Raw genomic sequence first — 26,216 nt, forward strand, 5'->3', positions numbered from 1 at the left:
TGCAATACTGAGGTCTACTGGTAAGTAAGTGTGCACAGATCGTCGGAATCCGGCCCGTTCCGGACAATCTGCGCACACTTAACGTCGGTTCAACGGCCGACAGATGCGACAGAGGAGTCGACGATGAGTTCTTTCGACAGCACGGACCCGTCCCGCTCACCCGGTGATGGCGGCAACAGCTCCGCGATGGGAGATTCTTTCGCCCAGGGCCGCCCATCTCCCGATGCGATCATCGTCGGAGCCGGTCTCGCCGGACTCGTCGCCGCCCATGAGCTCACCCAGGCCGGCAAGCGGGTACTCATCCTCGATCAGGAGAACCGCGCCAACCTCGGCGGACAGGCGTTCTGGTCCCTCGGCGGGCTCTTCCTCATCGACTCCCCCGAACAGCGGCGACTGCGCATCCACGATTCACTCGAGCTCGCCAAGGACGACTGGGCCACCTCGGCGGGCTTCGACCGCGACGAGGATCATTGGCCCCGGAAATGGGCGGAGGCCTACCTCGAGTTCGCCGCCGGCGAGAAGCGCCAGTACCTGCGTGACCTCGGCTTACGTCTGACCCCGATTGTCGGTTGGGCCGAACGCGGTGGGTCCGGGGCAGGCGAGCACGGCAATTCCGTGCCCCGGTTCCACCTCACCTGGGGCACCGGCCCCGAGGTGGTCCGAGTCTTCCGTGAGCCTGTCGAGACCGCGGAGGCCGCCGGAGGCGTCGAGTTCGCCTTCCGTCACCGCGTGGACGAACTCATCACCGAGGCTGGAGCCGTCGTCGGTGTCCGTGGGCGGACGCTCGTCCCCAGCCACACCGCCCGCGGAGTCGAATCGAACCGCGACGAACTCGCCGACTTCGAACTCCGGGCACCCGCCGTCATCGTCACCACCGGCGGCATCGGACACAATTTCGAACTGATGAAGAAGTACTGGCCGGTCGACCGCCTCGGCGAGTTCCCGGATACGATGCTCGCCGGAGTGCCCGCTCATGTGGACGGGCGGATGCTGCAGATCGCCGAGGATGCCGGAGCCAGCCTCATCAACCGGGACCGGATCTGGGCGTATACGGAGGGCATCGAGAACTGGAACCCGATCTGGCCGGGGCACGGGATCCGCATCATTCCGGGGCCGTCGTCGATGTGGTTCGATGCCGAGGGCAATCGGTTCCCTGCGCCGAACTATCCCGGCTTCGATACGAATCGGACGATGCGCACGATCCTTGAGACCGGGCACGACTATTCGTGGTTCGTGCTCAACGAGTCGATCATCCGCAAGGAATTCGCGCTCTCCGGTTCGGAGCAGAACCCGGACCTCACGGAGAAGGACATTCGGATCACGCTCGATCGGGTGCGCTCCTCCGATGCGCCGGGGCCGATCGAGGCCTTCAAGAAGTACGGCTCCGATTTCGTCGTGGCCGAGACCACCGAGGAACTGGTGGCGGGAATGAACGAACGCTCCCGCGGGCCGGTCATCGATCACGACCACCTCGTTGAGCAGATCCGGCAGCGGGACCGGCAGACCGAGCACGCTTTTTCGAAGGACGCGCAGGTCCAGGCCATCCACAATGCGCGGTCCTATCTGGGCGACAAGATCGTGCGTGCGGTCAAACCGCACAAGATCCTCGACTCGACGCACGGTCCGCTCATTGCTGTGCGTCTGAGCCTGCTTTCACGCAAGACCCTCGGCGGGCTGGAGACGAACCTCGACGGGCAGGTGCTCGCGGGATCCGGCAAGACTATCCCGGGCCTCTACGCCGCCGGCGAGGTCACCGGTTTCGGGGGCGGCGGAATGCACGGGTACAACGCGCTCGAGGGAACGTTCCTCGGCGGGTGCATCTTCTCCGGCCTCCGCGCCGGACGCGCTGCCGCCGAGCAGGCGGGCCGTGCGGTGACATCTGTGCGACCGGAAAACGGGTCTGCACGAGGCGAAGCAGCGCACTCGTGACCGGCAGCGCGCGTACAGCCCTCACCGTCTTAGTCACCGGCGGCACCTCGGGAATCGGTCGAGCCGTCGCCGAGGCGCTGGCGGCGAAAGGCTGCACGGTGCTGGCAACCAGCCGGAACCCGGACCGCATCCCCCCTGCCGATCGGATCCCCGGTGTCAGATATCTTCCGCTGGACCTCGCCGACCCGGATGGCCCCAACCGGCTGGCCGCGGAGCTCGAGGAACTCGGCCTGTTCGACGGCATCGACGTGCTCGTCAACAATGCCGGTGAGAGCCAGTCGGGTCCGTTCGAAGAGCTGCCGGCCGGTGCCGTCGAACGGCTCTTCCGTACGAACGTGTTCGGACCGGTTCGACTGAGCCAACTCGTCCTGCCCGGGATGCGTGCGCGGCGGGCGGGACGCATCATCATGGTCGGGTCGATGCTCGCCAGCTTCCCTTTGGCCCACCGCAGTTCGTATTCTGCGGCGAAGGCGGCTCTGCGCGCTTTCGCCACGGCGGCTCGGCAGGAGCTCTCGCCCTTCGGCGTCTGGGTGACCACCGTCGAACCGGGATCGATCGCCACGGGTATCGGGCTGCGGCGGACGAAGTACCTCGAAGCGGGGTCGACCTATACGCGGGACGTGACGACGATGCTCGAGCACCTCGACGCCAACGAACGCGGCGGCATTCCGGCCGACAAAGTCGCGGCCACGATCGTCGCTGCGATCGTCGCGCCGAGACCGCGGGAGTTCTACGCCGTCGGCAGCAGAGCACCGCTGCCGTTCCTGCTGGGGCGTGCGCTTCCGCGCGAGCTTGTATCGAAAATCGTCGCCGCCCAGCACGGGCTCAAGCGGTAAGCGTCTCAGCCGCCGGGTCCGGCGGATTGGTGTACCGCTGATCTCCGGCTGTACCGCTGAACCTGGTCGCCGGGGCCCAGCGTCCTACTGCAGGCGGGACGGGATGAGGTGTTGGGTGGTCGAGATGCCGAGCACCCGCTGCTGCCGGGACAGGTTGTACGTCCGATCCGACTGCAGGTATCTGACGAGGAAGAGCTTCGCCCGGTCCCCGCGCTTGAACACGCCCTTGATCTTGAGTCCCAGCTTCGCCGACACCAGCGCCTTGTCCTTCGCGACACCCTCGATGACGACCTGGTCATAGCCCATCCGAGCGAAGTGAGTGACCACAGCCTCTTTGAGCCGGTACGGAATCGGATCACCGATATTGAAGGGACCCGCCGCCGAAGGCACGTCGAGGCAGGCGAGCGCGGCCCGCACGACATTGTCGACGTGGGTCAGGGTGACCTTCTGCCTGCCCCCGCCGGGCAGCCGCAGCACACCCTTCTTCGACATCCGCGACAGGAACGGCATGAGCATCGTCTCCCCCGGACCGTAGACAGCCGCGGGACGCAGGATAGCAGCATCGGGACGGAGCCTCATGACGAGCTGCTCGGCGAGAGCATGGGTGCGAGAATATGCGTCGGCGAAGTCGTTGGGGTCCTTCGGACCGGCTTCCTCCCACAGCTCGGCGTGGGGTTCGGACTCGGAGTACACCGTCGTCGAGGAGACGTGCACGATGCGGGCCTTCGGAAACGCATCGAGGACATGACGTGTGCCCGTCACCTTCACGTTGTAGAGAGCGTCGTCATCGGCACTGACCGAGGCGATTCCGGCACAGTGGAAGACCGCGGTCACATTCTTGGCCAGGGAGGTCACCGACGCGGACGCAGGTTCGGTGATGTCCCAGTGTTGGAAGTTCACCCCGGGGATCTCGGGATCTCGCCGGGACAGCGCGTAGACCGTTTCGTCCCTTTCGGCGAGCGCCCGTGCAATGGCACCACCGATGAAGCCGCTGGCTCCGGTCACTATCACCGCCACAACGTTCCCTCTCTCATCTTCGCGCCCACCGCCTCAGCGGCGGTGCTGCCACTGCGGCTCCCTCTTCGTCAGAAAGGCGTCGATCCCTTCCTGCGCATCGGCCGCGACGGCATTGTCCGCCATCACCTGCGACATCCGCGCATAGGCGTCGGCCACAGGCAGCTCCCGCTGTTCGTAGAACGCGGCCTTTCCTAGGGCAACTGTAGCCGACGAGGCGGACGCGACCTTGAGAGCCAATTCCAAGGTGGCGGACTCGAGGTCGGCGTCGGCGACGACATCGGAGACGAGACCGAACTTCAGCGCATCCTCGGCGGTCACGAAATCACCGGTCAGCAGCATCCGCATCGCCTGCTTCGCCGGCACCGCACGGGAGAGGGCCACCATCGGAGTCGAACAGAACAGACCGATCTTCACTCCCGGAGTTGCGAATCTGGCGGACTCGGCGGCAACGGCCAGATCGCAGGTCGCCACCAGCTGGCAGCCGGCCGCCGTGGCCACACCCTGCACCTGCGCGATGACCGGCTGTGGGATGGATTGGATGAGCTGCATCAGTCGGGCACAGGCGTCGAACGTGGTCTGCTGCGTCTCCAGATCCGCCCCGCGGATCTCGGTGAGATCATGACCGGAGCTGAACACATGACCGGCGGTGATGAGGATGACCGCGCGCACATCGGTACGCTGCCCCACCTCGGTGAGGGTGTCGATGAGGTCTTCCATGACCTCACGCGACAGTGCGTTGCGCGTGGACGGCCGGTTGATCGTCACGGACGCGACTCCGTCGTCGAACTGCGCGAATACAATTGATTCCGACATAGCCTCATTCTGCCAAAGGTCGCCGGGCCCGGCGCGGAATCTGCGCAGACGATTTCCGCCCGCCTCCGGACACATCTGCCTCGGTGGGAGCGATTCGGAGGGACTGGCATGACCACACTGCTGATGATCATCGGATTCGGTGCCGCCACCTCGGTGGTGGTCGGATTGGGGCAGAAGCTCAAGCTTCCGTGGCCGGCGCTCATGGTCCTCATCGGCATCGCCGGTGCGTTCATCCCCACCTTCGCCGAGGTGGCCATCGATCCGGAGCTCGTCCTCCCTCTCTTCCTGCCGCCCCTGCTCTTCGCCGCCGCACAGAAGACATCGTGGGCGCTGTTCGCGATCCGGTGGCGCACGATCCTCGGCATGTCCGTGGCCCTCGTCGGTGTCACCGTGGCCGCCGTCACCGGGTCCGCTGTCTTCCTCATCCCCGGAATCACCATCGCCGCGGCCATCGCACTCGGCGCGATGCTCGCCCCACCCGACCCGGTCGCTGTCGAAGCCGTGGCCAGCACCGTGTCGATCCCCCGCCGCATCATGTCGACCCTGCAGAGCGAAGGCCTGTTCAACGATGCCGCCTCGCTGGTCATCTTCCAGACCGCGATGGCCGCGGTATTGGCCGGCACCGAGGTGGACTACGCAGATCTGGCCGTGTCGTTCGTCGTCTCCGCCGTCGTGGCGATCATCGTCGGCTTGGTGCTGTCCTTCGCCGCCTGGTGGGTGATGGAGAAGATCGATCACACGATCGCTCGGTCCTCCCTTATGCTCGTCCTGCCCTTCGGCGTCTACCTCGTGGCCGAGCACTTCCACGCCAGCGGGGTCATCGCCGTCGTCGTAGCCGCTCTCGAAGTGCGGCGCCGCGATGTCGAGGGGAACTCGGCGGAGCGGGTGACGCAGAATTCGACGTGGCAGGTCCTCGAGATGCTCATCACCGGAATCGCCTTCGGACTCATCGGCCTCGATCTGCGTCTCATCGTCGAATCCGAGCATGCCGACCTCGGGCGAGCGCTGCTCGTCGGCACGCTCATCGCTCTCATCGTCGTGGCCGTCCGTTTCGTCTGGCTGCTGCTCGGCACGCTCATCGAACGCAAGCGACGCGAGGAGGATCCGGATGCCGCGCCCTTGAGCGTCCGCGATGCCACGCTGATGACCTGGGGCGGGATGCGCGGCCTCGCCACGGTCGCCTTGGCGCTGTCGATCCCGGCCACGACGAGTTCCGGTGCCCCGTTCCCCGGGCGGTCCTATGTCGTCGTCGCGGCCGCGGTGGTCCTGCTGCTCACGCTGGTGCTGGCGGGCCTGAGTTTTCCGACCGTCGTCGCTGTGCTCGGCATCGACGACGAGGCGGAGAAGGAACATCAGGCGACCAGGGACATCGCTCTGCGTGCCTACAAGGCTGCGATGCGCGAGATCAAGAATGATGACAGTCTGCCCGACGACGTCATCGAACCCCTGCGGGCGAGGTTCAAAGTCCTGCACGATCAGCTCAGCGGAACCACCGATGACCAGGCGAGCTCGGAGCAGGCGATGGCGTTCAAGGAACACCGGGAGCAGATGCTGGCCGTGCAGAAGAAAGCCATGCAGTCCGCGCGCGCCGAGGTGCTCAAGGCCCGGCGCGAACGCGGGACCGATCCCGAGATCGCCGACCGCGTGCTCCACCGCTTCGACCTCCAGTCGGTCATCACGAGGTAGGTGCGGGGGACAGGGGCACGCATCCGGGCGGGATACTTCGAAGAAGATTCCTCTGGAAATTCAAAGTTGAGCGGAATAGACTCAACTTTGTCGATGTTGTTTTTGGTGAGAGTTCGAATCAGCCCAGAATCTTAAGAAGGAGATGCGCAGATGGACGCACAGATGACAACCAAATCCCGGGAGGCTCTGCAGACTGCGGTCAACGACGTCGTCGCCCGGCACAACAACCAGATCGAACCGGCCCACGTCGTGGCCGCGCTGCTCAAGCAGCCCGACTCCCTGGCCTCGGCCCTGCTGACGAAGGTCGGTGCCGACCCGCAGTCGGTGCTCACCGCGATTGAAGCAGTGATCGCCGGGTTCCCCACGGTCAGCGGAGCCTCGGTCAGCCAGCCGGGCCTGTCCCGCGCCGGACTCGAGATGATGAACCTCGCGCAGGAGGAGATGACCTCCCTGGGCGATCAGTTCGTTTCGACCGAGCACCTGCTGCTCGCAGCGGCGGCCGGACATGACGGCGCCGGAGAGACGTTGCGCGCGAATGGGGCGAACCGGGACGCACTGCTTGCGGCCCTGCCCGAACTGCGCGGAGGCAAGAAGGTCACTTCGGAGAACCCCGAGGAGACCATGCAGTCGCTGGAGAAGTTCGGCGTCGACCTCACCGCCGCCGCCCGCGAAGGCAAGCTCGACCCGGTGATCGGCCGCGACAAGGAAGTGCGCCGCGTCGTCCAGGTGCTCTCGCGCAGGACGAAGAACAACCCCGTCCTCATCGGTGATCCCGGCGTCGGCAAGACCGCCGTCGTCGAGGGCCTGGCCCAGCGGATCGTGGCCGGAGACGTGCCCGAATCGCTGCGGGACAAGACGCTGATCAGCCTCGACCTGTCCGCCATGGTCGCCGGTGCGAAGTACCGCGGCGAGTTCGAGGAGCGGCTCAAGGCCGTGCTCGAGGAGATCAAGAACTCCGACGGGCAGATCATCACCTTCATCGACGAGCTCCACACTATCGTCGGAGCCGGCGCCGGCGGGGACTCCTCGATGGACGCGGGCAATATGCTCAAGCCGATGCTCGCCCGCGGCGAGCTGCGGATGATCGGCGCCACGACCCTGGACGAGTACCGCGAGAACATCGAAAAGGACCCCGCCCTTGAGCGCAGGTTCCAGCAGGTGTTCGTCGGAGAGCCCAGCGTCGAGGACACGATCGCGATCCTCCGCGGGCTCAAGGAACGCTACGAGGCGCACCACAAGGTCTCGATCAATGACGGCGCGCTGGTGGCCGCGGCGACGATGTCAGACCGGTACATCACCGGCAGGCAGCTGCCGGACAAGGCCATCGACCTCGTCGACGAGGCGGCCTCCCGCCTGCGGATGGAGATCGACTCGGCTCCGGTCGAGATCGATGAGCTCCGCCGCGCCGTGGATCGCCTGAAGATGGAGGAAATGGCCCTGTCGAAGGAGACCGATTCCGCATCGGCCGAACGCCTGAGCGCCCTACGCGCCGACCTCGCCGACAAAGAGGAGGAGTTGCGTTCGCTCGAAGCGACGTGGGAGTCCCAGCGTGCCGGCCTCAACCGGGTCGGTGAGCTGAAGACGAAGCTCGACGAACTGCGCTCGCAGGCCGAGAAGGCTCAGCGCGACACGGACCTCGAGACCGCATCCCGCCTGCTCTACGGGGAGATCCCCGCCGTGCAGAAGGAGATCGCCGAAGCCGAAGCAGCAGAGGCTCAGGCCGAAGCCGGTCAGACCTCGGATCCGATGGTCTCGGACAAGGTCTCGAGCAGCGATATCGCCGAGGTGGTCTCCTCCTGGACGGGCATCCCCGCAGGACGCCTCGTCCAAGGTGAGGTCGAGAAGCTGCTCGAAGCCGAGAACATCCTCGGTGAGCGCCTCATCGGTCAGAAGAACGCCGTCGCCGCGGTCTCCGACGCCATCCGCCGTTCGCGTGCGGGTGTCGCCGACCCCGACCGTCCGACCGGTTCGTTCCTGTTCCTCGGGCCCACCGGTGTGGGTAAGACGGAGCTCGCGAAGTCGCTGGCGGACTTCCTGTTCGACGATGAGAAGGCCCTGATCAGGATCGATATGAGCGAATACGGTGAGAAGCACACCGTGTCCCGCCTCGTCGGTGCCCCTCCGGGCTACGTCGGATACGACGAGGGCGGCCAGCTCACCGAAGCGGTCCGCCGTCGTCCGTACTCCGTCGTCCTGCTCGACGAGGTGGAGAAGGCGCACCCGTCCGTCTTCGACATCCTGCTGCAGGTCCTCGATGACGGCCGCCTCACCGATGGTCAGGGCCGTACGGTCGATTTCAGGAACACCATCCTGATCCTGACTTCGAACCTCGGTTCGCAGTTCCTCGTCGACAAGAGCCTGTCGACCGAGGAGCAGAGGTCCAAGGTGCTTGATGTCGTGCATTCGACGTTCAAGCCCGAGTTCCTCAACCGGCTCGACGACATCGTGCTCTTCGATGCACTCAGCCAAACCGAGCTCGCGTCGATCGTCGATCTGCAGATCGCGCAGATGTCGCGCAGGCTCTCCGACCGCCGGATCTCGCTCGAGGTCACACAGGCTGCCGAGGACTGGCTGGCCCTCGAAGGCTACGATCCGGCGTTCGGCGCCCGGCCGCTGCGGAGACTCGTCCAGCGCGAGATCGGTGACAGGCTGGCCCGCGCACTGCTCGCCGGAGACATCGTCGACGGGGACACCGTGGTCGTCGACCTGCCCGAAGACCCCGAGGCCACCGGCCTGGAGCTGCGCCCCAAGCGGTAAGCCTCACCGCCGGGGCGTGCTGCGCGGATTCAGCCCAGTTTGAGTTGAATAGCCCATGTTCAAACAGGTGCTATTCAACTCAAACTGGGCTGTTTCGCTGACCGCAGCGCGGCACAGCACAGAAATGGGACACCCTGCTCTGGATCGCTCATTTTCTTCGGTGAGCATTTCAGAGCAGGGTGTCCCATTTCAGCATCTGCCGATTGCTGAGCGCTATGCGCGACGGTTACTAGCCACGAGAGCCTGAGGACGACCGCGTACGAGTCTTCGCAGACCCGCCCTTGGCAGCACCCGAGACGCCACCAGCGGAACCGCCCGAAGCCCCACCGACGGACCGCGGGGCCGATGACGCCCACCAATGCCGCAGGTAGGCGCTGACCTTCGCAAATGAACGGTCGCGGATGAAGATCGCATCGACGGCAATCATCGTCAGCGAGAACCACGGCAGGCCCATGAGCAGGGCGATGCCCAAGTGGAAGGACAGGATGCCCAGCAGCGCGATGATGCGGGTGTAGCGGTTGAACAGCATGAACGGGAAGGCGCACTGGAAGAGGATCGATCCCCACGAGATCGCCACGACCATCGGCCCCCACGCCGTCATCAGGTCCGACAGCACCGGCCACGTGCCGAACTGCTGAGTGTGCAACGGGTTGTACACGGCGAAACCGTGCTGCCAAGCCTCGCCTCCGGCCTTGTACAGAGCGCCGGACATGTAGATCGCGCAAACCTGGAACGCGAGCACGACGATGGCGAGATTATTGGCCATGATGAGCGCCCAGCGCCACTGTCCGCCGTCGTTGTCCGGGAATTCCGGGTTCCGCGCGCGCCGCCTGGCATCGAGGGACCATCTGCGGGTCGTATCGGCGAAGAGCAAGGCGATCATGAACATCCGGTAGGCGTTGTCGCCCTGATCCCCTGCTCCGTCGTTGAGCTCGATGAAGCTCACCCACAGCACGAGGTAGATCGGCAGGACGAGCCGCGTCCGCCACCCGAGGATGATGACGATCGCCAACAGCGCGAGCCCGATCATCATCGCCGTGAACAGCGGCGGCGTCGTCACCGCACGGTGGAAGAGGGAGAAGAGCCAGATGGTCGGGAAATCGCTCTTGGGTTCGGCGATCTCCCCGTTCCAGGCCGATCCCACACCGAAGGTGTAATGCCGCGCGCTGAAGTTCGTGAGGATGAGGCCAAGACCGGTGAATCCGATGAGGATCCGCGTCACCGCCAGCCCGTATGTCGCGTGGTACCGACCGGTGAGCATCTCCTCGAGCCAGGCCCACCCCTGCGCGAGCTTCGTCCGCACCAGGGTCGTCACCGGGACCAACCCGAATTCAGGAGCCGAATCACGCGCCGAGGCGGCCGTGCCCGTCCGCTGGTCAGTGCCCTCTGCGTCGTGGTCGTCCCCGCCTGTGCAGGTCGTGTCATCACTGTTCACCAACGCACCTCACTTCGTCCGAGGCACAGAAGTACTTCGTGAATTCCTCTTGGGACTGATGGTCTTCGACGACGAGTGCGCGCCATCCCACGGGGACGGGTTGGATGTTCGGACGCTTCGCGTCTTTGTCGTTGCGTTCGGCGAAAGGCACGACGTTCTGACGGGCGGCCCGGTGTTGGACGCGCTGGACGTCGTCGCCCCAGATGGCCTTCGCCACCTGCGTCGCATACGCGGTGGCCAGATGTTCGCTCTCCAGGTAGGCGGGAATCGCGTTCTCCGGGTCGTCGTATTCCCCCAGCTTCGTCTCCAGCCGGTCGACGGAATCATCGCCCTTGAAGTAGTCGAGTTTGACGATCGCCTTCTGATCGTCGGGCAGCTCTTCCCATGAGCCCTTGATGTCCGAGGCCACTCCGATGCCCAGCCCCGCCGACCGCGGCGGGAACAGCTTGTATGTCGAGTGGTCGAGCTCGACATCGGTGGCCCGCACCCATTGAGTGACCTCTTCGCCGCTGTCGGTTGTGATCACGGCGCGCACATCGAAGTAGTAGTCGCCGTTGATCGGCTCGGGGGCGAACACGCTCCACGACTGCCCCCACAGCGGGATCATGTATTTGGAGAGCAGGTCGCCGGGAATCACCTCCCTCGCCGTCGAAGCAGGGGCGATCCACAGGAAGCTGGCGAAGATATGGAACCCTGTGATCGCCATCGCGATGACCATCACGGTCCGTTTCACCGCCGAACGTCTCCGAGGTGTGACCTCGGTCGGCTCATTGTCCATCTCGGTTCCGGAACTCTCTTGGGAATACGACTGCCGTCACCGCAGGTCCCGCGCCTCATCGGTCGCTTGGCAGATCTCTCGGTGACAACGCACAGTGACTAGGGTACTTCAGCTGTGGCACTGCCCGCCCGGGCAGCGGCAGAATCATCCGCGGTCATCAGAAGCACGATGACTTCCTCACGATGACTTGCCGATTCGCGGCGCACGCACGAAGTCTATTCGGCCGCCCGCAGCCAGGCCTTGACCGCTTCGGTGGAATCGCCGAGCGTCGGCGGTGCCAGTTCGTAGCTGGGCGGGGTCTCAGAAAACCGGATCGGGTTGGCCACGGTGGGGATGACGCGATCGCCCTGACCTGCCTCGGCGACGGGCTCGAGCCCCAGCGACGATGCCAGGTCCACACCCTGGGCGATCGAGTTGATCGGCGCACAGGGCAGCCCCGCCTCGGTGAGGATGTCGAACCATTCCTGGTTCGTCTTCTCACTCAGCGCGGCGATGAGCTCGGGTTCGAGGTCATCGCGGTTGACGTTGCGGTCGGCGAAGTTCGCGAACCGTTCATCGGTCGCCCATTCGGGGTGGCCGAGCACCTCGGCGAGCCGGGCGAACTGTTTGTCGTTGCCGCACGCGATGATGATCTGACCCTCCGCCGTGGGCATCGGCTGATACGGGTAGAGGCTCGGGTGCTTGTTGCCCATCGCCTGCGGTACCACGCCGCCGGCCACATATGCCGAGGTCTGGTTCGCCAGCCCGGACAGCGCCGAGGACAGCAGGTTCGTCTCGACCAGCTGACCGACCCCGGTGTCCTTGCGGTGGTTGAGCGCGCCGAGGATGCCGACCGCCGTATGCAGTCCCGTGATCACGTCGACGACGGCGACACCCGCCTTCACCGGGCCCGACTCCTCGGAGCCGGTGACCGACATGAATCCGGACAAGCCCTGGATGAGCAGATCGTAGCCCGGCTGAGGATTGTCGCGACCGAAACCCGTCACCGAGGCGTAGACGATGCCCGGATTGACGGCGCTGACCGTCTCATAGTCGAGGCCGTACTTCGCCAGTCCCCCGGCCTTGAAGTTCTCCACGAGCACATCCGCGCGAGCGGCGAGCTGCTGGGCGCAGGCAAGGTCGTCGGAGTCCTTGAAATCGAGGACGACGGAGTGCTTGTTCCGGTTCGCTGTGAGGAAATACGTCGCATCATCCCCGCGCCGAGGCGGTGCCCAGTGACGTGTATCGTCCCCGGTCTTCCCCTCCACCTTGATGACCGTGGCACCCAGATCCGCAAGCATCATCGTCGCGTAGGGGCCGGCGAGGACTCGGGAGAAATCGGCCACGATGGTTCCGGCCAGAGGCCCCGTCCCCTGCCGTCCGAATGCTGCGTCTGCTGCTGACACTTGATGCCTCCTTTGGCACGTTCTACTTGCCTGTTCTTCCTACTTGCCTGTTCTTCGCCTGACTATACGGAATCGACATGGCCGCCCTGGCCTGTGGGGTGAGCGTCCGCGGAAACGGGCCGAGAGCCGGGCGGGCGGCAACGAAATCCGTCGACCGCCTCGGCGGGATTCTGGCTACACTCGGCTCAGCGACAGTCCACCAGCGAAGGGACGAACGATGACGTTGCACATGCCGGCGGAGACCGCCGCCCAGGACCGAGTCTGGATGGCATTCCCATCCTCCGGCTACGCGCTCGGCGACACGGAAGCCGAGGCCGAGGCGGCACGCGCCACGTGGTCCGCCGTTGCCCGCGCCACCAGCGAATTCACCCCTGTCACGGTCGTGGTGACCAGTGCACAGACCGATCATGCCAAGCGCCACCTCGGCGAGGGGATCAACCACGCGATCACGATCGTCAACGCTGAACTCGACGATGCGTGGATGCGCGATATCGGGCCGAGCTTCGTCGTCGACGAGGCAGGTGCCCTGCATGCGGTGGACTGGGTGTTCAACGGGTGGGGCGCGCAGGAATGGGCGAGCTGGGACCACGATGAGCACATCGGAGAATTCGTCGCGGGCCTCGCCGGGACTCCCGTGGTGTCCTCGGATCTGCGCAACGAAGGCGGCGGATTCCACGTCGACGGTCAGGGAACGGTGCTTGCAACGCGCAGCGTGCAGCTCGATCCCGGCCGCAACCCGGGACTGACCGAAGCCGATGTGGAAGCCGAATTCGCGCGCACGATCGGGGCGAAGAAGGTCATCTGGCTCGACCGCGGACTCCACCGGGACAATCAGACCTTCGGCACCCGGGGACACGTCGACATCGTCGCCGCGATGCCCAGCCCCGGCGTCGTCCTCGTCCACGATCAGCGCAATCCCGACCATCCGGACTACGAATTCAGTCGTGCGCTCAAGGAGCAGTTCGCGGCCGAGACCACCGCCGACGGGACGCCCTTCGAAGTGGTGCCGATCCCGGCTCCCGAGGTGCTGCGCGACGAGGAAGGGTGGGTCGACTATTCGTATGTCAATCACCTTGTCACCAACCGCGGGGTCATCGCCTGCACCTTCGACGATCCGATGGACGCCGAGGCGGCAGCCGTGCTCGAGCGCGTCTACCCGGGGCGGAAGGTCGTCGGAGTCGATGCGCGAGAGCTCTTCGCCCGCGGCGGCGGAATCCACTGCATCACCCAGCAGCAGCCGAGTCTCGACTGAATCGAGCCGGAACCTGCTGCAGGTCCCGGCTTCCAACCCCGGGCCGTGCGTGCCGAGCCGGGTTCCCCGCGTGTCGAGCAGGGTTACCACGTGCCGAGCCGGGTTACCACGTGCCGAGTCGGGTTACCACGTGCCGAGTCGGGTTACCACGTGCCGAGCCGGGTTCCCCGCGTGTCGGGCCGGGGATCGTCGAGAATCTGCGATGACGGCGCGGGCGAATCCATACCCGTACGAGCCCGACTCGGTATAAGCTGGATCTTGAGGGCACAGTGCCCGTGCGCTGCCACATCGCTGCCCGGACCTGTACCGCACAACAGCGCCGAATACGGTGACGTCGAGTTGCGAAGAGGAGCAAGACCATGAAGAAGAGATTGATTCTCCTGGCCGGTCTCGGAGTCGGATTCATACTGGGATCACGCACCGGGCGGCAGAGCTACGAACGGCTGAAGGCCCAGGCTCAGGATCTGTGGACCGACCCGCGCGTCCAGGACACCGTCGAGAAGGCCAACCAGTCCATCCGCGAGAAGTCGCCGGCCGTCGCCGATGCCGTTCAGACCGCCGCCGACAAGGTCAATGCCGCCGCTGCCACGAACACTCCCGTCTCCGAATTCGACGGTGACGAGGATTCGGCTGGTGCGACGACCGACACGACGGCGAAGAGCACCACGGCCGCGCAGGAAACAGCGAAGTCGAACACCACGGCGAAGCACAAGTCCTCGCCGAAGGCCCAGGACTCGATCACCGATCCCGAGCGTCACCTCGAGGACGAAGGTCCGGCCGGAGTCGCCGACGACCACTGAGCATCGGCAGGCCGGCTGAGTCGCCGCGCACTTCGGTCAGCGCGACCCCGACCTAGTTCGCTACGGCCCAAAAATAGGCGTATAGCCTAGTTTTGAAACTGGGCTATACGCCTATTTCTGTGCTGTTTGCGGATCCCGCCGCCTTCGACGTCCGCGGCTTCCACCCGCTCCCTCCCGCCGCGATGACGACGGCACTCCAGTTCGCAGGTACCACCGCCGCTGCAGGCAACGTCCCCGCGCGCCTACAGCAGCGAGCTCGTCAGGCGGGCGACGTTCTCCAGATACTTCTTCAGCAGCGGCCGCGCCTGCCACTCCTCCGCATTGAGCTCGACCGAATTCGGTGCATAGCGTTCGGCCTCGAGGTCGTACATGCGCTGCGTGAATTCCTTGTTGACGATGAAGAGCGTGACCTCGAGGTTCATCGCGAAGGACCGTTCGTCCATATTCGACGAGCCGATGATCGAAACCTCGTCGTCGATCATGAGGAACTTCGAGTGCAGCACCGTCGGCGCGTGGTACATGAAGATCCGCACCCCGGCGCGCACCAACTCGTCATAGTACGACTGCTGCGCCTTATGGGTCAGCCAATGGTCGCTCGTCTCACCGACGTACAAACGCACATCGACTCCCGATCTGGCCTCGGTCGTCAGCGCGTGCAGCAGGGACTCGTCGGGTACGAAATACGGTGAGCAGACGACGACGCGACGATTCGCATTGTAGATGAGGTGGTTGAACAGGCGCAGATTGTTCTCGTCTTCGAAGCCCGGGCCCGACGGCACGATCTGAGCTTGGATGCCGCCGAATTCGGGAGCTTTGAGCTCGAAGCTGTCGGGTTCGTCGAGGATCTCGTCGGTCTCCGAATACCAGTCGGTGATGAACACGGCATCGAGCTCTTCGACGACCGGTCCACGACATTCCACCGACAGGTCCTTCCACTGGAAGCCCTTCCGGCGGTTGCGAGCCTTGTTGTAGCTGCGGTCGATGATGTTCTGCGAACCGGTGAACGCGACCTCCCCGTCGACGACGAGGATCTTGCGGTGATTGCGCAGGTCGGGCCGCTGGTACTCGCCCTTCCAAGGGCGGATCGGCAGCGCCCGGCGCCAGCTGATGCCCGAAGCGTCGAGCTTCTTCACCAGCTCCGAATAGCCCGGGTAGCCCAGCGACCCCACATGGTCGATGAGGACCCGCACACTCACACCGCGCCGGTGCGCGGCCAGCAGCGATTCGAGCAGCCGCCTCGTCGTGTCGTCGATGGCGACGATGTAGAACTCGAAGTGGACGAACCGCTGTGCTCGGTCGACGGCATCGGCCATCGCCTCCATGCAGGCGTGGTTGTCGACGTGGAGGTCGAAGGAGTTGCCGTGGGTCATGGGCAGGGCACCGAGGTCGAAGTTGAGCTGCGCTGCGGTGCTCAGCGGTTCGGGCATATGGTCCTGGCGTCCGACGATCGCCTGGTGGCGGATCTGATCGCGGAAGAGGTCATTCATCTTCGACTGTTTGTCCCGCCGCCGCTTCGGCAGCTTCGACGACCCCAGCAGCAGGAACGCCGCAATGCCCACATACGGGATGAGGAAGATCGCAAGCAGCCAGCCGAGCGCGACCGACGGCCTGCGATTGTGCGGAATCCACCCGAGCGCGATGATGCGGATGATCATGTCGACCAACAGCAGGATGATGATCAGCCAGTTCGGCCAAGCCTGGTTGATGTTGAAGAACGGATAGACCCCGAAACTGCTCATATAGTGCCCGTTCAGCCCCGCCCTGTTCGTCACCGGTTGGGTTATCGGCCTCAGATGGAGGATGTCAGATTGTCACCCATCGTATCCTGCCCGCCCCGCACGCACGCACTCGCCCCACCCCGCCGTCGGCCGTCTGCCCGAGTCCGGGCATACTGAAAGCAGACATCAATTGCTGAGAGCGAAGGTGCTGAACGTGATTCGAGACATCCGCCCCGAAGGCTCAGACCGTTCGGATACCGCCGACAGCGCAAGCCGCGGTCCCGATATCGCCGACGCCGAGGCGGTCCCGATCAAGCCCGCCGTCAGCGTGCTCATGCTCCGTGACGGGGACGAGGGGCTCGAGGTGTTCGTCCAGCACCGGGTATCGACGATGGATTTCGCGGCCGGTGTCGTCGTCTTCCCCGGCGGTCGCGTCGACCCTGTCGATGCGACGACCGCACCGACCATCGCCGTCCCCGATCCGCAGGTGCACACCTCCGCATGGTCCGATTCGACCATCGCCGAGGATGCCGAGGGTTGGCGCGTCCTGCTCGCCACCGCTGTGCGCGAGGTCGAGGAGGAGACGGGCGCGGTCCTCGACCCGGTCGGGCTCAAACCGTGGGCGAACTGGGTGACTCCATTGGGTCGGCCCAAACGCTTCGATACGTACTTCTATACGATCGCAGCTCCCGAGCTCGCCGCCGCCCAGCATCAGACGACGGAGGCGCACACGAGCGAGTGGCGCTCGGTGACCGGGATCCTCGCAGATGAGGGAGCCGGGCGGCTGAAGCTCATGCGTCCGACGTTCGTGCTGCTGCGTGAGCTCGCGGAATTCTCCACCGCCGCCGAGGCGATCACCGCCGAGAGGATCATCGATCCCGTACGCCCGGAGTTCCCCTCCAACCGCGGTTCTTAGGTCACCTCATTCGCCTGAGTCCGACTTCCCGCGCCTGAGTCCAGGATCTCGCTGTTCGCAGCAGGACCCCGGCGATCTCGACCTCAGCCCTTGGCGCGGGCCCTCATCGCGGCCAGGCGCGTGGCTACGACCTGCTTCTGCTCGTCGGTGCCCAACAGCGCCGCGAGGGCTTCCTGTTCGGCGTCGAGTCCGGTGCTGAAGTCGGAGTCATAGGACAGGTCGACGAGCCGCTTCGCCCACACCAGCGCCGACCGTGACTGGCCCGCGATCTGCCCGGCCAGTTCGAGAGCACGGGCCAGAGGGTCCTCGACGACCTCTTCGACGAGGCCGATGCGCAGAGCTTCTTCGGCACCGATTGTATCGGCGGTGACGATGAGCTTCTTCGCCTGAGCGGGTCCGACGAGTCGCGGCAGCAGCTGGGTGCCGCACATATCGGGGATGATCCCCCAGTTGAGTTCCATGAGTGAGAGCTTCGCGTCCGGTCCGGCCACACGCATGTCCGCACCGAGAGCGATCTGCAGCCCGCCGCCGAGCGCCGGTCCGCGCACCGCCGCGATGACCGGAACCTCGACGAGCGACCACACGTGCACGGCTTTCTGCGCCAGGGCCCGGGCCGAACCGAGTCGCTCGCCGATATCGACGGCGGTGGCCACGGAGTCCGCCGCTTCCGATTCACCGGCGTTCCGCTCGGCCGCTGCCTCGGCCTGCTCGGCGACTTCCTCAGCGGATGAGCGGGTCGCTGCTCCGGCCCCGGCGATCCGGGCCATCTCGGTGAAGTCGAGACCGGCGCTGAAGGCACGACCGCGACCGGACAGGACCACGGCCTTGACCTCGCTCGAATCCTTCAGTGCCAGCCCCGCCTCGACGAGGTCTTCGAAGACCTCGCGGGTGAGCGAATTGAGCTTGTCGGCACGGTCGATCTCGACGTGGGCGACGCCGTCAGTGATCGCGTAGACGACGGTCGAGTTGGTGGTCTCGGACATGAACTGGCCTTTCGACGACGATGCCGGCGCGGAAGTCACCGGCGGATGAGGAGCACGACGCAACCGCAGGCGACAGGCCACCGACGCCGGCGACACTGAACGAGCGATCAGCTGCGTTTCCTGAAGCCTAGCGGAGCACCGGTCAGGGTCAAGACGAAGACCACGATGAGGGAGCTCGCGCACATGGCGACGACTCCCGGCCAAGCGAAGTCGGAGAAGAGGACCGCCGAGAGCCAGGCGCCGAGGCTCGTACCCAGGTAGTAGACGGTGAGGTAGATGGCCGCAGAACGTGTGGAGTCGACTCCCGGCCGGGCGGCACTCGCCGCCGCGGAAGCACCCGTATGTCCGAGGAAGAATCCGGCGGTGAGCAGCGACATGCCGATGATGATCACCACGAGCGAATCGACCAGAGTCAGCCCCGCACCGGCGAGCGCGATGACCATTCCCGCCAGGGTGATCCGAGTGCGTGAGTACTTCGTGGCCAAGCGGCCGTAATACGTGGTGACGACGGTGCCGACGAGGTAGATGAGGAAGAACAGGGCGACCGCGCCCTCGCTCAGGTGCCACGGATCGTGCTGCAGGCGGGTGCCGAGCATCGTGAATGATCCGCCGAAGACGATCATGCACAGGAACCCGGTGAGGTAGATCCGCCACAGACCTCCGCGCAGCGGAATCGCTCGCCGAGGCGGCTGCGCGCTCCCAGCCCCACCGTCGTCGGCGGCGTCGCCGGCAGAGTCGGCATCGTCGTCGACGGACCCGTCGGTAGCGGCCGGGACGCCATCACCGTCGGCGAGAGCATTGCTGGCCCTGCCGTCACCTGCGGCGACAGCGTCAGGGTCGGCCGCCTCGGTGGGGGTGGGATCCGTATCGGACGGAGCGGAATCGTCCGAATCGAGGACGGCCCGGCTGCGGGCGGTGGAGAAAAGATCGTGGCGCAGCAGCCAGACGACGATGAGCCCGAAGATCAGTGACACGACCGCGGTGAACGCAAGCCCGCCGTGCCAGCCGAGGAATTCCGACGCCAGCCCGGTGAGCAGCCTCGAGCAAAGCCCGCCGATCGTGTTTCCGGCGATGTAGACCCCGATCGCTCCGGGCAGCGCGGCCGGCGGCAGACGCAAAGAGAGATAGGCCATGGCCGTGGCCGGCACCGAAGCGATCGCCAGTCCCTGGAGGAACCGGACGACGATGAGCAGCTCCGGGGTCGGAGTGAAAGGAAGGACGAGCGCGAGGATCGCCGCAACGATCACCCCCGCGCCGATCTGGCGGGCGTGGCCGATGCGCGGGGCGAGCATCGAGAAGGGAATGAGGAAACAGGCCATGGCCACGTTCGTCGCGGACACGGTCAGGCTCGCCGTCGGACCGTCGATTCCGTAGGCGTCCCGGATCGCCGGCAGCAGTCCCTGGGTCTCATAGAGGACGAGAAAGACGGAGATTCCCGCTAGGAAGACCGCGGCTACGGTACGCCGAGTGCTCGTCGGACTCGGCTCACCTGTGCTCATGAGCCCTACGCTATGCCTCCGGCAAGCAGCGGCTCAAACGATTCCGGGTCCCGGACCGTGTGAGTCCGGACACCGCGGGGATGCGGAGGATAACCCCATCGCCGAGGCGGTCCTGGGACTTCTAGGCTGAAGACCTGAAGTTCGACGAGCAGTGAATGGACGTGCCAGCGATGACGGCGACCAGCGAGATTCCCGCACTCAGCGCAGACCACGCGAACCGCCCTGCCGCGCCCTCTGACTCGTCAGCCGCTCCACAGAACCCGGCCCTGCCCTCCCCTGGTGTCTCTGCTTCGTCCCTGGAATCGCTTGCGCCGACCGATAGCCGACACACGGGCGTGCCCGGCAATCGGTCCTTCGTCATCACCTGGCTGCTGTCGATGCTCTTCGGGGCCCTCGGTTTCGATCGGCTCTATACCGGCCGGTACCTCACGGGCGCGCTCAAGCTGCTCAGCCTCGGCGGAATGGGGATCTGGTGGATCATCGATCTCGGCATCGTCCTCGCCTGCGGTCTGCGCTATCGGCGGGAGCCGCTGCGCGGTTACGCGCAGGACAAGGAGATCGCGTGGATCGCCACCGGGTTCACCCTCATCGTCGCCTATTCGATGCAGGTCGACGAGCTCGTCACGACGTTCCTCGGCAGCCTCTTCTGAGACGGTCCCGCCGCCTGTTCTGATGCGCCTCGGCAGCCTGTCCTGAGACGGTTCGCCGACAGTTCACGACTGTCTCAGGTCTGCCTTTCCTGAAAACTGCACGTTCTCGGTCTAGGCTCGAGATCAGGACAGTTCAAGGAGGCACAATGAAACGGCAATTCCCCATTGTCCGGATGCTCACCGGCGAATCGGCAGGCAAGCAGATCGCCGGAGCGGCGGCGGCCGCCTCGGCGCTCGGACTCGGCGCACTCGCCGCATGGGATCTCACGCAGAAGAAGCACTCGATCCTGCGCAACTATCCGATCGCCGGGCACGCCCGATTCCTGCTGGAGTCGATCCGGCCGGAGATCCAGCAGTACTTCATCGAACGCAACTGGGACGGGCGCCCGTTCAATCGCGACATCCGCACCACCATCTACGAACGAGCCAAAGGCACTCACTCAGAACACGCGTTCGGCACCGAGCACGATGTCGACCGCGCCGGCTACGAGGCGCTCATGCACTCGAACATGCCGATCCCCAATCCGCCCAGGCCACCACGCGTGCGCGTCGGCGGTGACGAGTGCACCCAGCCCTACGACATCTCGCTGCTCAACGTCTCGGCAATGAGCTTCGGCTCGCTGAGCAACAACGCCATCCGAGCCCTGAACAAGGGTGCGGCGCTGGGCGGATTCGCCCACGACACCGGTGAGGGATCGATTTCGCCGTATCACCGTGAGCACGGCGGCGACCTCATCTGGGAGCTCGGCACCGGATACTTCGGAGCCCGCACCCCCGAAGGAAAATTCTCCCCCGAGATCTTCGCCGAGAAGGCGCAGGACCCGCAGGTGAAGATGGTCTCGCTCAAGCTCTCCCAGGGCGCGAAGCCGGGCATCGGCGGTGTGCTGCCAGGGCCGAAGGTCACCGAGGAGATCTCCGAGATCCGCGGCATCCCCGTCGGCCAGACCTGCATCAGCCCTCCCGGACACACGGTGTTCTCGACTCCGATCGAACTGCTCGAGTTCATCCGGCAGATGCGAGAACTCTCCGGCGGCAAGCCGGCTGGTTTCAAACTGTGCATCGGCTCGCGCACGGAGTTCCTCTCGATCGTCAAGGCCATGGTGGAGACCCAGATCCTGCCGGACTTCATCATCGTCGACGGCTCCGAAGGCGGCACGGGTGCTGCACCATTGGAGTTCGAGGACAATGTCGGTCTGCCTCTGACCCAGGGGCTGATGATCGTCCACAACGCGCTCGTCGGCGCGGGCCTGCGGAAGAAGATCAAGGTCGGCGCCTCGGGCAAGATCGCCACCGGCACCGATATCGTCAAACGCCTCATCCAGGGTGCCGACTTCACGAACTCGGCGCGGGCGATGATGATGGCCGTCGGCTGCATCCAGGCCCAGGCCTGCCACACGGGCAAATGCCCCGTCGGCGTCGCCACACAGGATCCGCGGCGAGCGCGCGCCATCGACGTGCCCACCAAGGCAGAACGTGTGCGCAACTACCACGACGGAGTCGTCGCCGAGGCGGTCCGCCTCATGGCATCGATGGGTGCGGCAGCACCGGACGAGCTGGAGCCGACGATGCTGCGACGCAATGTCTCGGCCTCCGAATCCTGGTCCTATGCTCGCCTCTACGACTGGCTGAAGCCCGGCGAGCTCCTTGATGACACCCCCTCGGAGTGGGCCGACGACTGGGCCACGGCCCGCGCGGACACCTTCACCATCCCCCGCGGACACAGCCGCTGAGCCGCCGTCGCTTCCGAAAGGATTGCCCATGACCACCCTTGTCCTTCTCCACTCGGCTCTGGGGCGGACGTCCGGGATGGACGCCATCGCCGAACGCTTCGCCCTGGCCGGATATACCGTGCACACTCCCGACATCTACGCGGGCAGGACCTTCGACGACGCAGAATCGGGAGTCGCCCATTCCCAGGAGGTCGGGTTCTCGACCCTCGTGGATCGGGTGAAGGACGCCTGCGAGGACCTCGGCGCCGATCTCGTCTTCGGCGGATTCTCACTCGGTGCCGCGCTCGCTCAGCAGATGGGCAAGAACGATCCGCGTGCCCGCGGAGTCCTGCTCTTCCACGGCGGTGGCTTCCCCAAGCCGACGCGCTGGCAGGTAGGAGTGCCAGTGCAGGCTCATTTCGCCGTCGACGACTCCTGGCGCAGCCCGGGCACGATCGAGACGCTGATGGAGTCTGCGACGCAGGCGGGTGCGCAGGCAGAGTACTTCCTCTACCCGGGAAGCACCCACCTGTTCAGCGACCCGACCACTCCGGACTACCGCGAGGACAGCGCCGAACTGCTCTACGAACGGGCCTTGGCCTTCCTCGACCGGTTCTGAAATCCACTCCCCGGCTCCGGGGCCGCCCTTGCACGCAGCCCACCCGCCGCTCACCCCCGTCGATGCTGGCGGGCGCTGCCCACACATGTCACAGTCGGCCGTCTCAGCCCATGACGAGGCCGTTGTCGACGATAAGGTTCTGACCGGTCACCGCACGCGAAGCGGGAGAAGCGAAGAACACCACCGCCGAGGCGAAGTCCTCCGGAGTCGTCACACGTCGCAGCGCACTGGCGGCCGCGATCTGGTCGAAGACCTCTTCGGGCGTCGCCGAGGACGCATCGGTGGTGCGCAGCAGTCCGCCGGAGACCATGTTCACCCGCACCCCGGCCGGACCGAGATCCTTCGCGAACGTCCTGGTCAGCGACAGCAGCGCCGCCTTGCCTGCCGTGTAGTCGTGGTACGGGACAACCGGGTCCTGGAAGAGGTTGGTGCCGATGTTGATGACCCGGCCAGATCCGAGCTCTCGGAAACCATGCATCGCGGCTTGGATCGTGTTGACCGCGCCCTCGACGGAACCGCGGAACTGGTCGGCGAAATCCGAATAGTCGATCTCATCGGCCGGTTGGCGTTCATCGCCGTTGAACGAGAAGTCTGCGAGAGCGTTGTTGACCACAGTGGATACGGGAGTACCGAACTCGGCGGCGGCGGTTTCGAACATGGCGTCGACGGCGCGGGAGTCCGTGACATCGGCTTCGATGGCCACTGCACGTCCACCACGAGCGCGGACCGCCTCGGCGAGCTCTTCTGCAGTCTCGGCCGAGTATCGATAGTTGATGACCAGCGCCGCACCTTCCGGTGCGAAGGCCTTCGCGATCGCAGCGCCCAGGCCGCGTCCGGACCCGGTGACGAGCACGACCTGCTCATCGAGAGGCAGGGCTTCGGAGGTGAATGCCTGTGGGTTGCTCATCGCGTGTCTCCTTCGAACGTCGGTGGGCGGATCCTGACCCCACCATACCCACGAACCACGCGTGCCAGGACGGAGCTGTGCCAGGACGGAGTCGTGCGCGACGGCGCTGCAGTGCGAAACCACCGTGGTACGTGGCGATTGTTGGGTCGATCCACGGTGATACCGCGGCTCAGAACACCGTGGATCGACCTAACAATCGTGCGACGGCCGTGTTCGCACCCCGCTCAGCAAGGAGCAAATCGCCCCGAACCGCGCGCACATGGGCGACGGAACGTGCTCTGAGCGGCATGAGTCCATAGACTGAAAAGAAGACCACCGTTGTCCATCCCCAGGAAGTCACCCTTATGAACGAGCTCGGCGCCGGCATCTCCATCGGAGTCCTCGCGGCTCTCGTCGTCTTCGTCATCTACTTCATCGGAGCGAAGCTCGGACGATGGCAGCCCAGGAACCCCGCCAGTGGAGGCGGCGCCCAGGGCGGCTACCCGCAGACTCAGTACGGTCAGAACCCCTACGGCCAGCCCGGCTACAACCAGTCCGGTCGCCCGTGGAGCAGCGAGGATGAGACCCGCGTTCTGCCCAGCAACGCGCAGGGCTACAACGCGCAGGGCTACGACGACGTCGACGCCGATCTGCCGCGAGCGACGAAGAACGAACTCGCCGCCAACATCCAGTACTCCGGCCAGATGATCGAGGCCAACCGACGAGCCGCCACCGCGGCCAACGGCGACACCGTCGCAGTGTTCACCTACATCCTCGGCGCCGCACTCATCGCCGTCGTCGCCTTCGTGTTCTTCAACAACCTGCTGCTGCCGGCCACCATCGGCGCGCTGACGGGCGCGATCATCTGCGTGGCTCTCTCGGCGACCTACACGATCAAGCACCTGGACTTCTGGCCGGACAACGCGACGATCTCCATCATCAACCTGCTCGTCGCTTTGGCCGCGTCGATCTTCATGTACATCGGCTCCGTGCAGACAGTGCGCGACAACATCAGCTTGTCCACGATCACCGACTCGTTCGACGCCCTGCCCTTCAGCGACGGCTTCTCCGCCTTCGCCGTGGCCATCGGCGACCGGGTGGTGACGTTCTTCAAGGACTTCGGCTTCTTCGGCTTCGTGTTCCTGCTGTTCATGGGCATCGGCTGCATCATCGTCTTCACCCTCGCCGCGAAGTCGCTCGTCGACGTGATGGATTGGCGGATCTTCGCCCAGTTCGGCCACAACGTCACCGATCGTCCCATGTCGTATTCGCGTGCCGTGCGCTTCCAGACGTCGAAGGTCTCGCACACTGTGACCTCGCTCGTCCTCGCCGTCATTGCTGTGCTCGCCGCCACAGGATTGCTCTATGACGGCTTCACCTGGTTCACACGCTGATGAACATCCCAGAAACCGGGCGGTAAGATAGGTCCGGAATTCCCCCGTGGTGACGCGTCAGGCGCGCGCCTCTGCGGACGATATCGACACCGACGAACGACCCGAAAAGGGATGAGTACTTCAATTGGCGAATGGCAACGCAACATTTCGGCACTCCAACGTGGCCCTGCTCGGCCTGACCGAGACCCTGGCCCCGAACGAAGTGACCTCGCAGGAATTCGACGACCGCCTCGCCGATACGCTGTCATCTCTCAAACTGCCCCAGGGTCTGCTCCAACGCGTCGCCGGTGTGTACGCCCGCCGCAACTGGGATGAGCCCCACCAGTTCGCCGATGGTGCGATCGCGGCCGGAAAGAAGGCCCTCGCCGAGGCGGGGGTCCCTCCCGACGCCATCGGACTGATGGTCAACACCTCCGTGACCCGTGAGCACCTGGAACCGTCCGTGGCCGTCGGCGTCCACGCCGGCATCGGGCTCGGCCCGCAGGCGATGAACTTCGACATCGCCAACGCATGCCTGGGATTCGTCAACGGAATGACCCTGGCCGCGAACATGATCGACGCCGGGCAGATCGAATACGCCCTCATCGTCGCCGGCGAAGACGCCTCCCGCGTCCAAGACGCGACGCTGCGTCGCCTCAACCGCCCGGAGATCACCCGCGAGGAGTACCTCAACGAATTCGCGTCCCTGACCTTGGGATCCGGCGCTGCCGCCGCCGTCCTCGGACCGGCCGACAGACATCCGGAGGGCCACCGCATCCTCGGCGGGATCACCCGTGCGGCCACCCAGCATCACGAGCTGTGCGTCGGCGATCACAACGGAATGTTCACCGACACGAAGGGGCTGCTCTCCGGCGGCATGGAACTCGTCGTCGCTGCGTGGGAGGAAGCCCACGAGACCGGGTGGAACTGGCGGGAGATGGACCGCTACGTCATGCACCAGGTCTCCGATGTGCACACGAATTCGATCACGAAGGCCGCGAACCTCGACCCCGACCGGATCCCCGTGAGCTACCCGGAGCTGGGCAACGTCGGCCCCGCCTCACTGCCCATCACCCTGTCCCGTGAGGCCGAGAACCTCAGACCCGGCGACCGCATCCTGTGCATGGGCGTCGGCTCCGGCCTCAACACCGCCATGACCGAGATCGAGTGGTAGA

The 26,216-nt window shown here is 65.3% G+C and carries 21 protein-coding genes; 12 read left to right on the forward strand and 9 right to left on the reverse strand.

Going from position 1 to position 26,216, the window contains the following annotated elements; all coding sequences use genetic code 11:
- The first annotated feature begins 186 nt into the window (after nt 1–186).
- Together HK353_RS09535 and HK353_RS09540 are read left to right on the forward strand one after the other, a co-directional pair.
- Nucleotides 187–1,929 (forward strand): FAD-binding dehydrogenase, encoded by a 1,743-nt coding sequence (locus HK353_RS09535; protein WP_173155734.1) that lies wholly within the window; start codon nt 187–189, stop codon nt 1,927–1,929.
- Nucleotides 1,926–2,765, forward strand: a complete 840-nt coding sequence (locus HK353_RS09540; RefSeq protein ID WP_173155575.1) for an SDR family NAD(P)-dependent oxidoreductase — start codon at nt 1,926–1,928, stop codon at nt 2,763–2,765. Before HK353_RS09535 ends, HK353_RS09540 begins: the two co-directional genes overlap by 4 nt.
- 84 nt (nt 2,766–2,849) lie before the next feature.
- On the opposite strand, the gene HK353_RS09545 is transcribed toward HK353_RS09540, so the two are convergent.
- Both HK353_RS09545 and HK353_RS09550 read right to left on the reverse strand, forming a co-directional pair.
- Nucleotides 2,850–3,770 (reverse strand): NAD-dependent epimerase/dehydratase family protein, encoded by a 921-nt coding sequence (locus tag HK353_RS09545; protein WP_342589873.1) that lies wholly within the window; start codon nt 3,768–3,770, stop codon nt 2,850–2,852.
- 45 nt (nt 3,771–3,815) lie between these two features.
- A complete protein-coding gene (locus tag HK353_RS09550; RefSeq protein ID WP_173155579.1) occupies nt 3,816–4,595 on the reverse strand; it encodes an enoyl-CoA hydratase in 780 nt (259 codons plus the stop codon).
- A 108-nt stretch (nt 4,596–4,703) separates the two neighbouring features.
- Between HK353_RS09550 and HK353_RS09555 the strand changes: the two genes are divergently transcribed.
- Entirely contained in the window at nt 4,704–6,281 is a 1,578-nt protein-coding gene (locus tag HK353_RS09555; RefSeq protein ID WP_173155581.1) for a Na+/H+ antiporter, read from the forward strand.
- A gap of 150 nt (nt 6,282–6,431) precedes the next feature.
- Nucleotides 6,432–9,038 (forward strand): ATP-dependent chaperone ClpB, encoded by a 2,607-nt coding sequence (gene clpB / locus HK353_RS09560; RefSeq protein WP_173155583.1) that lies wholly within the window; start codon nt 6,432–6,434, stop codon nt 9,036–9,038.
- 229 nt (nt 9,039–9,267) lie between these two features.
- Here the strand turns inward: clpB and HK353_RS09565 are convergent, their stop codons facing one another.
- From HK353_RS09565 to HK353_RS09575, 3 genes are all read right to left on the reverse strand, one after another.
- The gene (locus tag HK353_RS09565) at nt 9,268–10,473 is read right to left on the reverse strand and encodes an HTTM domain-containing protein (protein WP_342589874.1); all 1,206 of its coding nucleotides are present in this window, start codon (nt 10,471–10,473) and stop codon (nt 9,268–9,270) included.
- Nucleotides 10,463–11,251: a DUF5819 family protein gene (locus tag HK353_RS09570; RefSeq protein ID WP_173155585.1), complete on the reverse strand. Its 789-nt coding sequence runs from the start codon at nt 11,249–11,251 to the stop codon at nt 10,463–10,465. The genes HK353_RS09565 and HK353_RS09570 overlap by 11 nt, the downstream gene beginning before the upstream one ends.
- A gap of 215 nt (nt 11,252–11,466) precedes the next feature.
- Complete coding sequence (locus HK353_RS09575; protein ID WP_173155587.1) at nt 11,467–12,636, reverse strand: CoA transferase; 1,170 nt, start codon at nt 12,634–12,636, stop codon at nt 11,467–11,469.
- Between the two features lie 217 nt (nt 12,637–12,853).
- On the opposite strand from HK353_RS09575, the gene HK353_RS09580 reads away from it, so the two are divergent.
- Together HK353_RS09580 and HK353_RS09585 are read left to right on the forward strand one after the other, a co-directional pair.
- Nucleotides 12,854–13,888 (forward strand): agmatine deiminase family protein, encoded by a 1,035-nt coding sequence (locus HK353_RS09580; protein WP_173155589.1) that lies wholly within the window; start codon nt 12,854–12,856, stop codon nt 13,886–13,888.
- A gap of 359 nt (nt 13,889–14,247) precedes the next feature.
- Nucleotides 14,248–14,688 (forward strand): hypothetical protein, encoded by a 441-nt coding sequence (locus HK353_RS09585; RefSeq protein ID WP_173155591.1) that lies wholly within the window; start codon nt 14,248–14,250, stop codon nt 14,686–14,688.
- Between the two features lie 242 nt (nt 14,689–14,930).
- Here the strand turns inward: HK353_RS09585 and cls are convergent, their stop codons facing one another.
- The gene (gene cls / locus HK353_RS09590) at nt 14,931–16,427 is read right to left on the reverse strand and encodes a cardiolipin synthase (protein WP_173155593.1); all 1,497 of its coding nucleotides are present in this window, start codon (nt 16,425–16,427) and stop codon (nt 14,931–14,933) included.
- 193 nt (nt 16,428–16,620) lie between these two features.
- Between cls and HK353_RS09595 the strand changes: the two genes are divergently transcribed.
- Nucleotides 16,621–17,322: an NUDIX hydrolase gene (locus HK353_RS09595; protein WP_173155595.1), complete on the forward strand. Its 702-nt coding sequence runs from the start codon at nt 16,621–16,623 to the stop codon at nt 17,320–17,322.
- Nucleotides 17,323–17,405: 83 nt separating this feature from the next.
- Here the strand turns inward: HK353_RS09595 and HK353_RS09600 are convergent, their stop codons facing one another.
- Nucleotides 17,406–18,305 carry an enoyl-CoA hydratase-related protein gene (locus HK353_RS09600; RefSeq protein ID WP_173155597.1) on the reverse strand — a complete coding sequence of 300 codons (900 nt, stop codon included), beginning with the start codon at nt 18,303–18,305 and terminating at the stop codon, nt 17,406–17,408.
- Between the two features lie 107 nt (nt 18,306–18,412).
- Entirely contained in the window at nt 18,413–19,804 is a 1,392-nt protein-coding gene (locus tag HK353_RS09605) for an MFS transporter (RefSeq protein ID WP_173155599.1), read from the reverse strand.
- A gap of 155 nt (nt 19,805–19,959) precedes the next feature.
- Between HK353_RS09605 and HK353_RS09610 the strand changes: the two genes are divergently transcribed.
- The 3 genes from HK353_RS09610 (at nt 19,960) to HK353_RS09620 (ending at nt 22,782) form a co-directional block, all read left to right on the forward strand.
- Complete coding sequence (locus HK353_RS09610; protein WP_173155601.1) at nt 19,960–20,454, forward strand: TM2 domain-containing protein; 495 nt, start codon at nt 19,960–19,962, stop codon at nt 20,452–20,454.
- A gap of 146 nt (nt 20,455–20,600) precedes the next feature.
- Complete coding sequence (locus HK353_RS09615; RefSeq protein WP_173155603.1) at nt 20,601–22,184, forward strand: FMN-binding glutamate synthase family protein; 1,584 nt, start codon at nt 20,601–20,603, stop codon at nt 22,182–22,184.
- On the forward strand, nt 22,102–22,782 hold the full coding sequence (locus tag HK353_RS09620) for a dienelactone hydrolase family protein (protein WP_281063469.1): 681 nt from the start codon (nt 22,102–22,104) through the stop codon (nt 22,780–22,782). The genes HK353_RS09615 and HK353_RS09620 overlap by 83 nt, the downstream gene beginning before the upstream one ends.
- Nucleotides 22,783–22,885: 103 nt before the next feature.
- Here the strand turns inward: HK353_RS09620 and HK353_RS09625 are convergent, their stop codons facing one another.
- Complete coding sequence (locus tag HK353_RS09625) at nt 22,886–23,689, reverse strand: 3-oxoacyl-ACP reductase (RefSeq protein ID WP_173155608.1); 804 nt, start codon at nt 23,687–23,689, stop codon at nt 22,886–22,888.
- A gap of 344 nt (nt 23,690–24,033) precedes the next feature.
- Here HK353_RS09625 and HK353_RS09630 point away from each other — a divergent pair, with 344 nt between their 5' ends.
- Both HK353_RS09630 and HK353_RS09635 read left to right on the forward strand, forming a co-directional pair.
- Nucleotides 24,034–25,062, forward strand: coding sequence for a hypothetical protein (locus tag HK353_RS09630; RefSeq protein WP_173155610.1), 1,029 nt, complete (start codon nt 24,034–24,036; stop codon nt 25,060–25,062).
- 124 nt (nt 25,063–25,186) lie between these two features.
- Nucleotides 25,187–26,215, forward strand: coding sequence for a 3-oxoacyl-ACP synthase III (locus tag HK353_RS09635; RefSeq protein ID WP_173155612.1), 1,029 nt, complete (start codon nt 25,187–25,189; stop codon nt 26,213–26,215).
- Nucleotide 26,216 lies beyond the last annotated feature (1 nt).

It is taken from the genome of Brevibacterium permense (genome assembly GCF_013280495.1).
GTDB lineage: Bacteria > Actinomycetota > Actinomycetes > Actinomycetales > Brevibacteriaceae > Brevibacterium > Brevibacterium permense.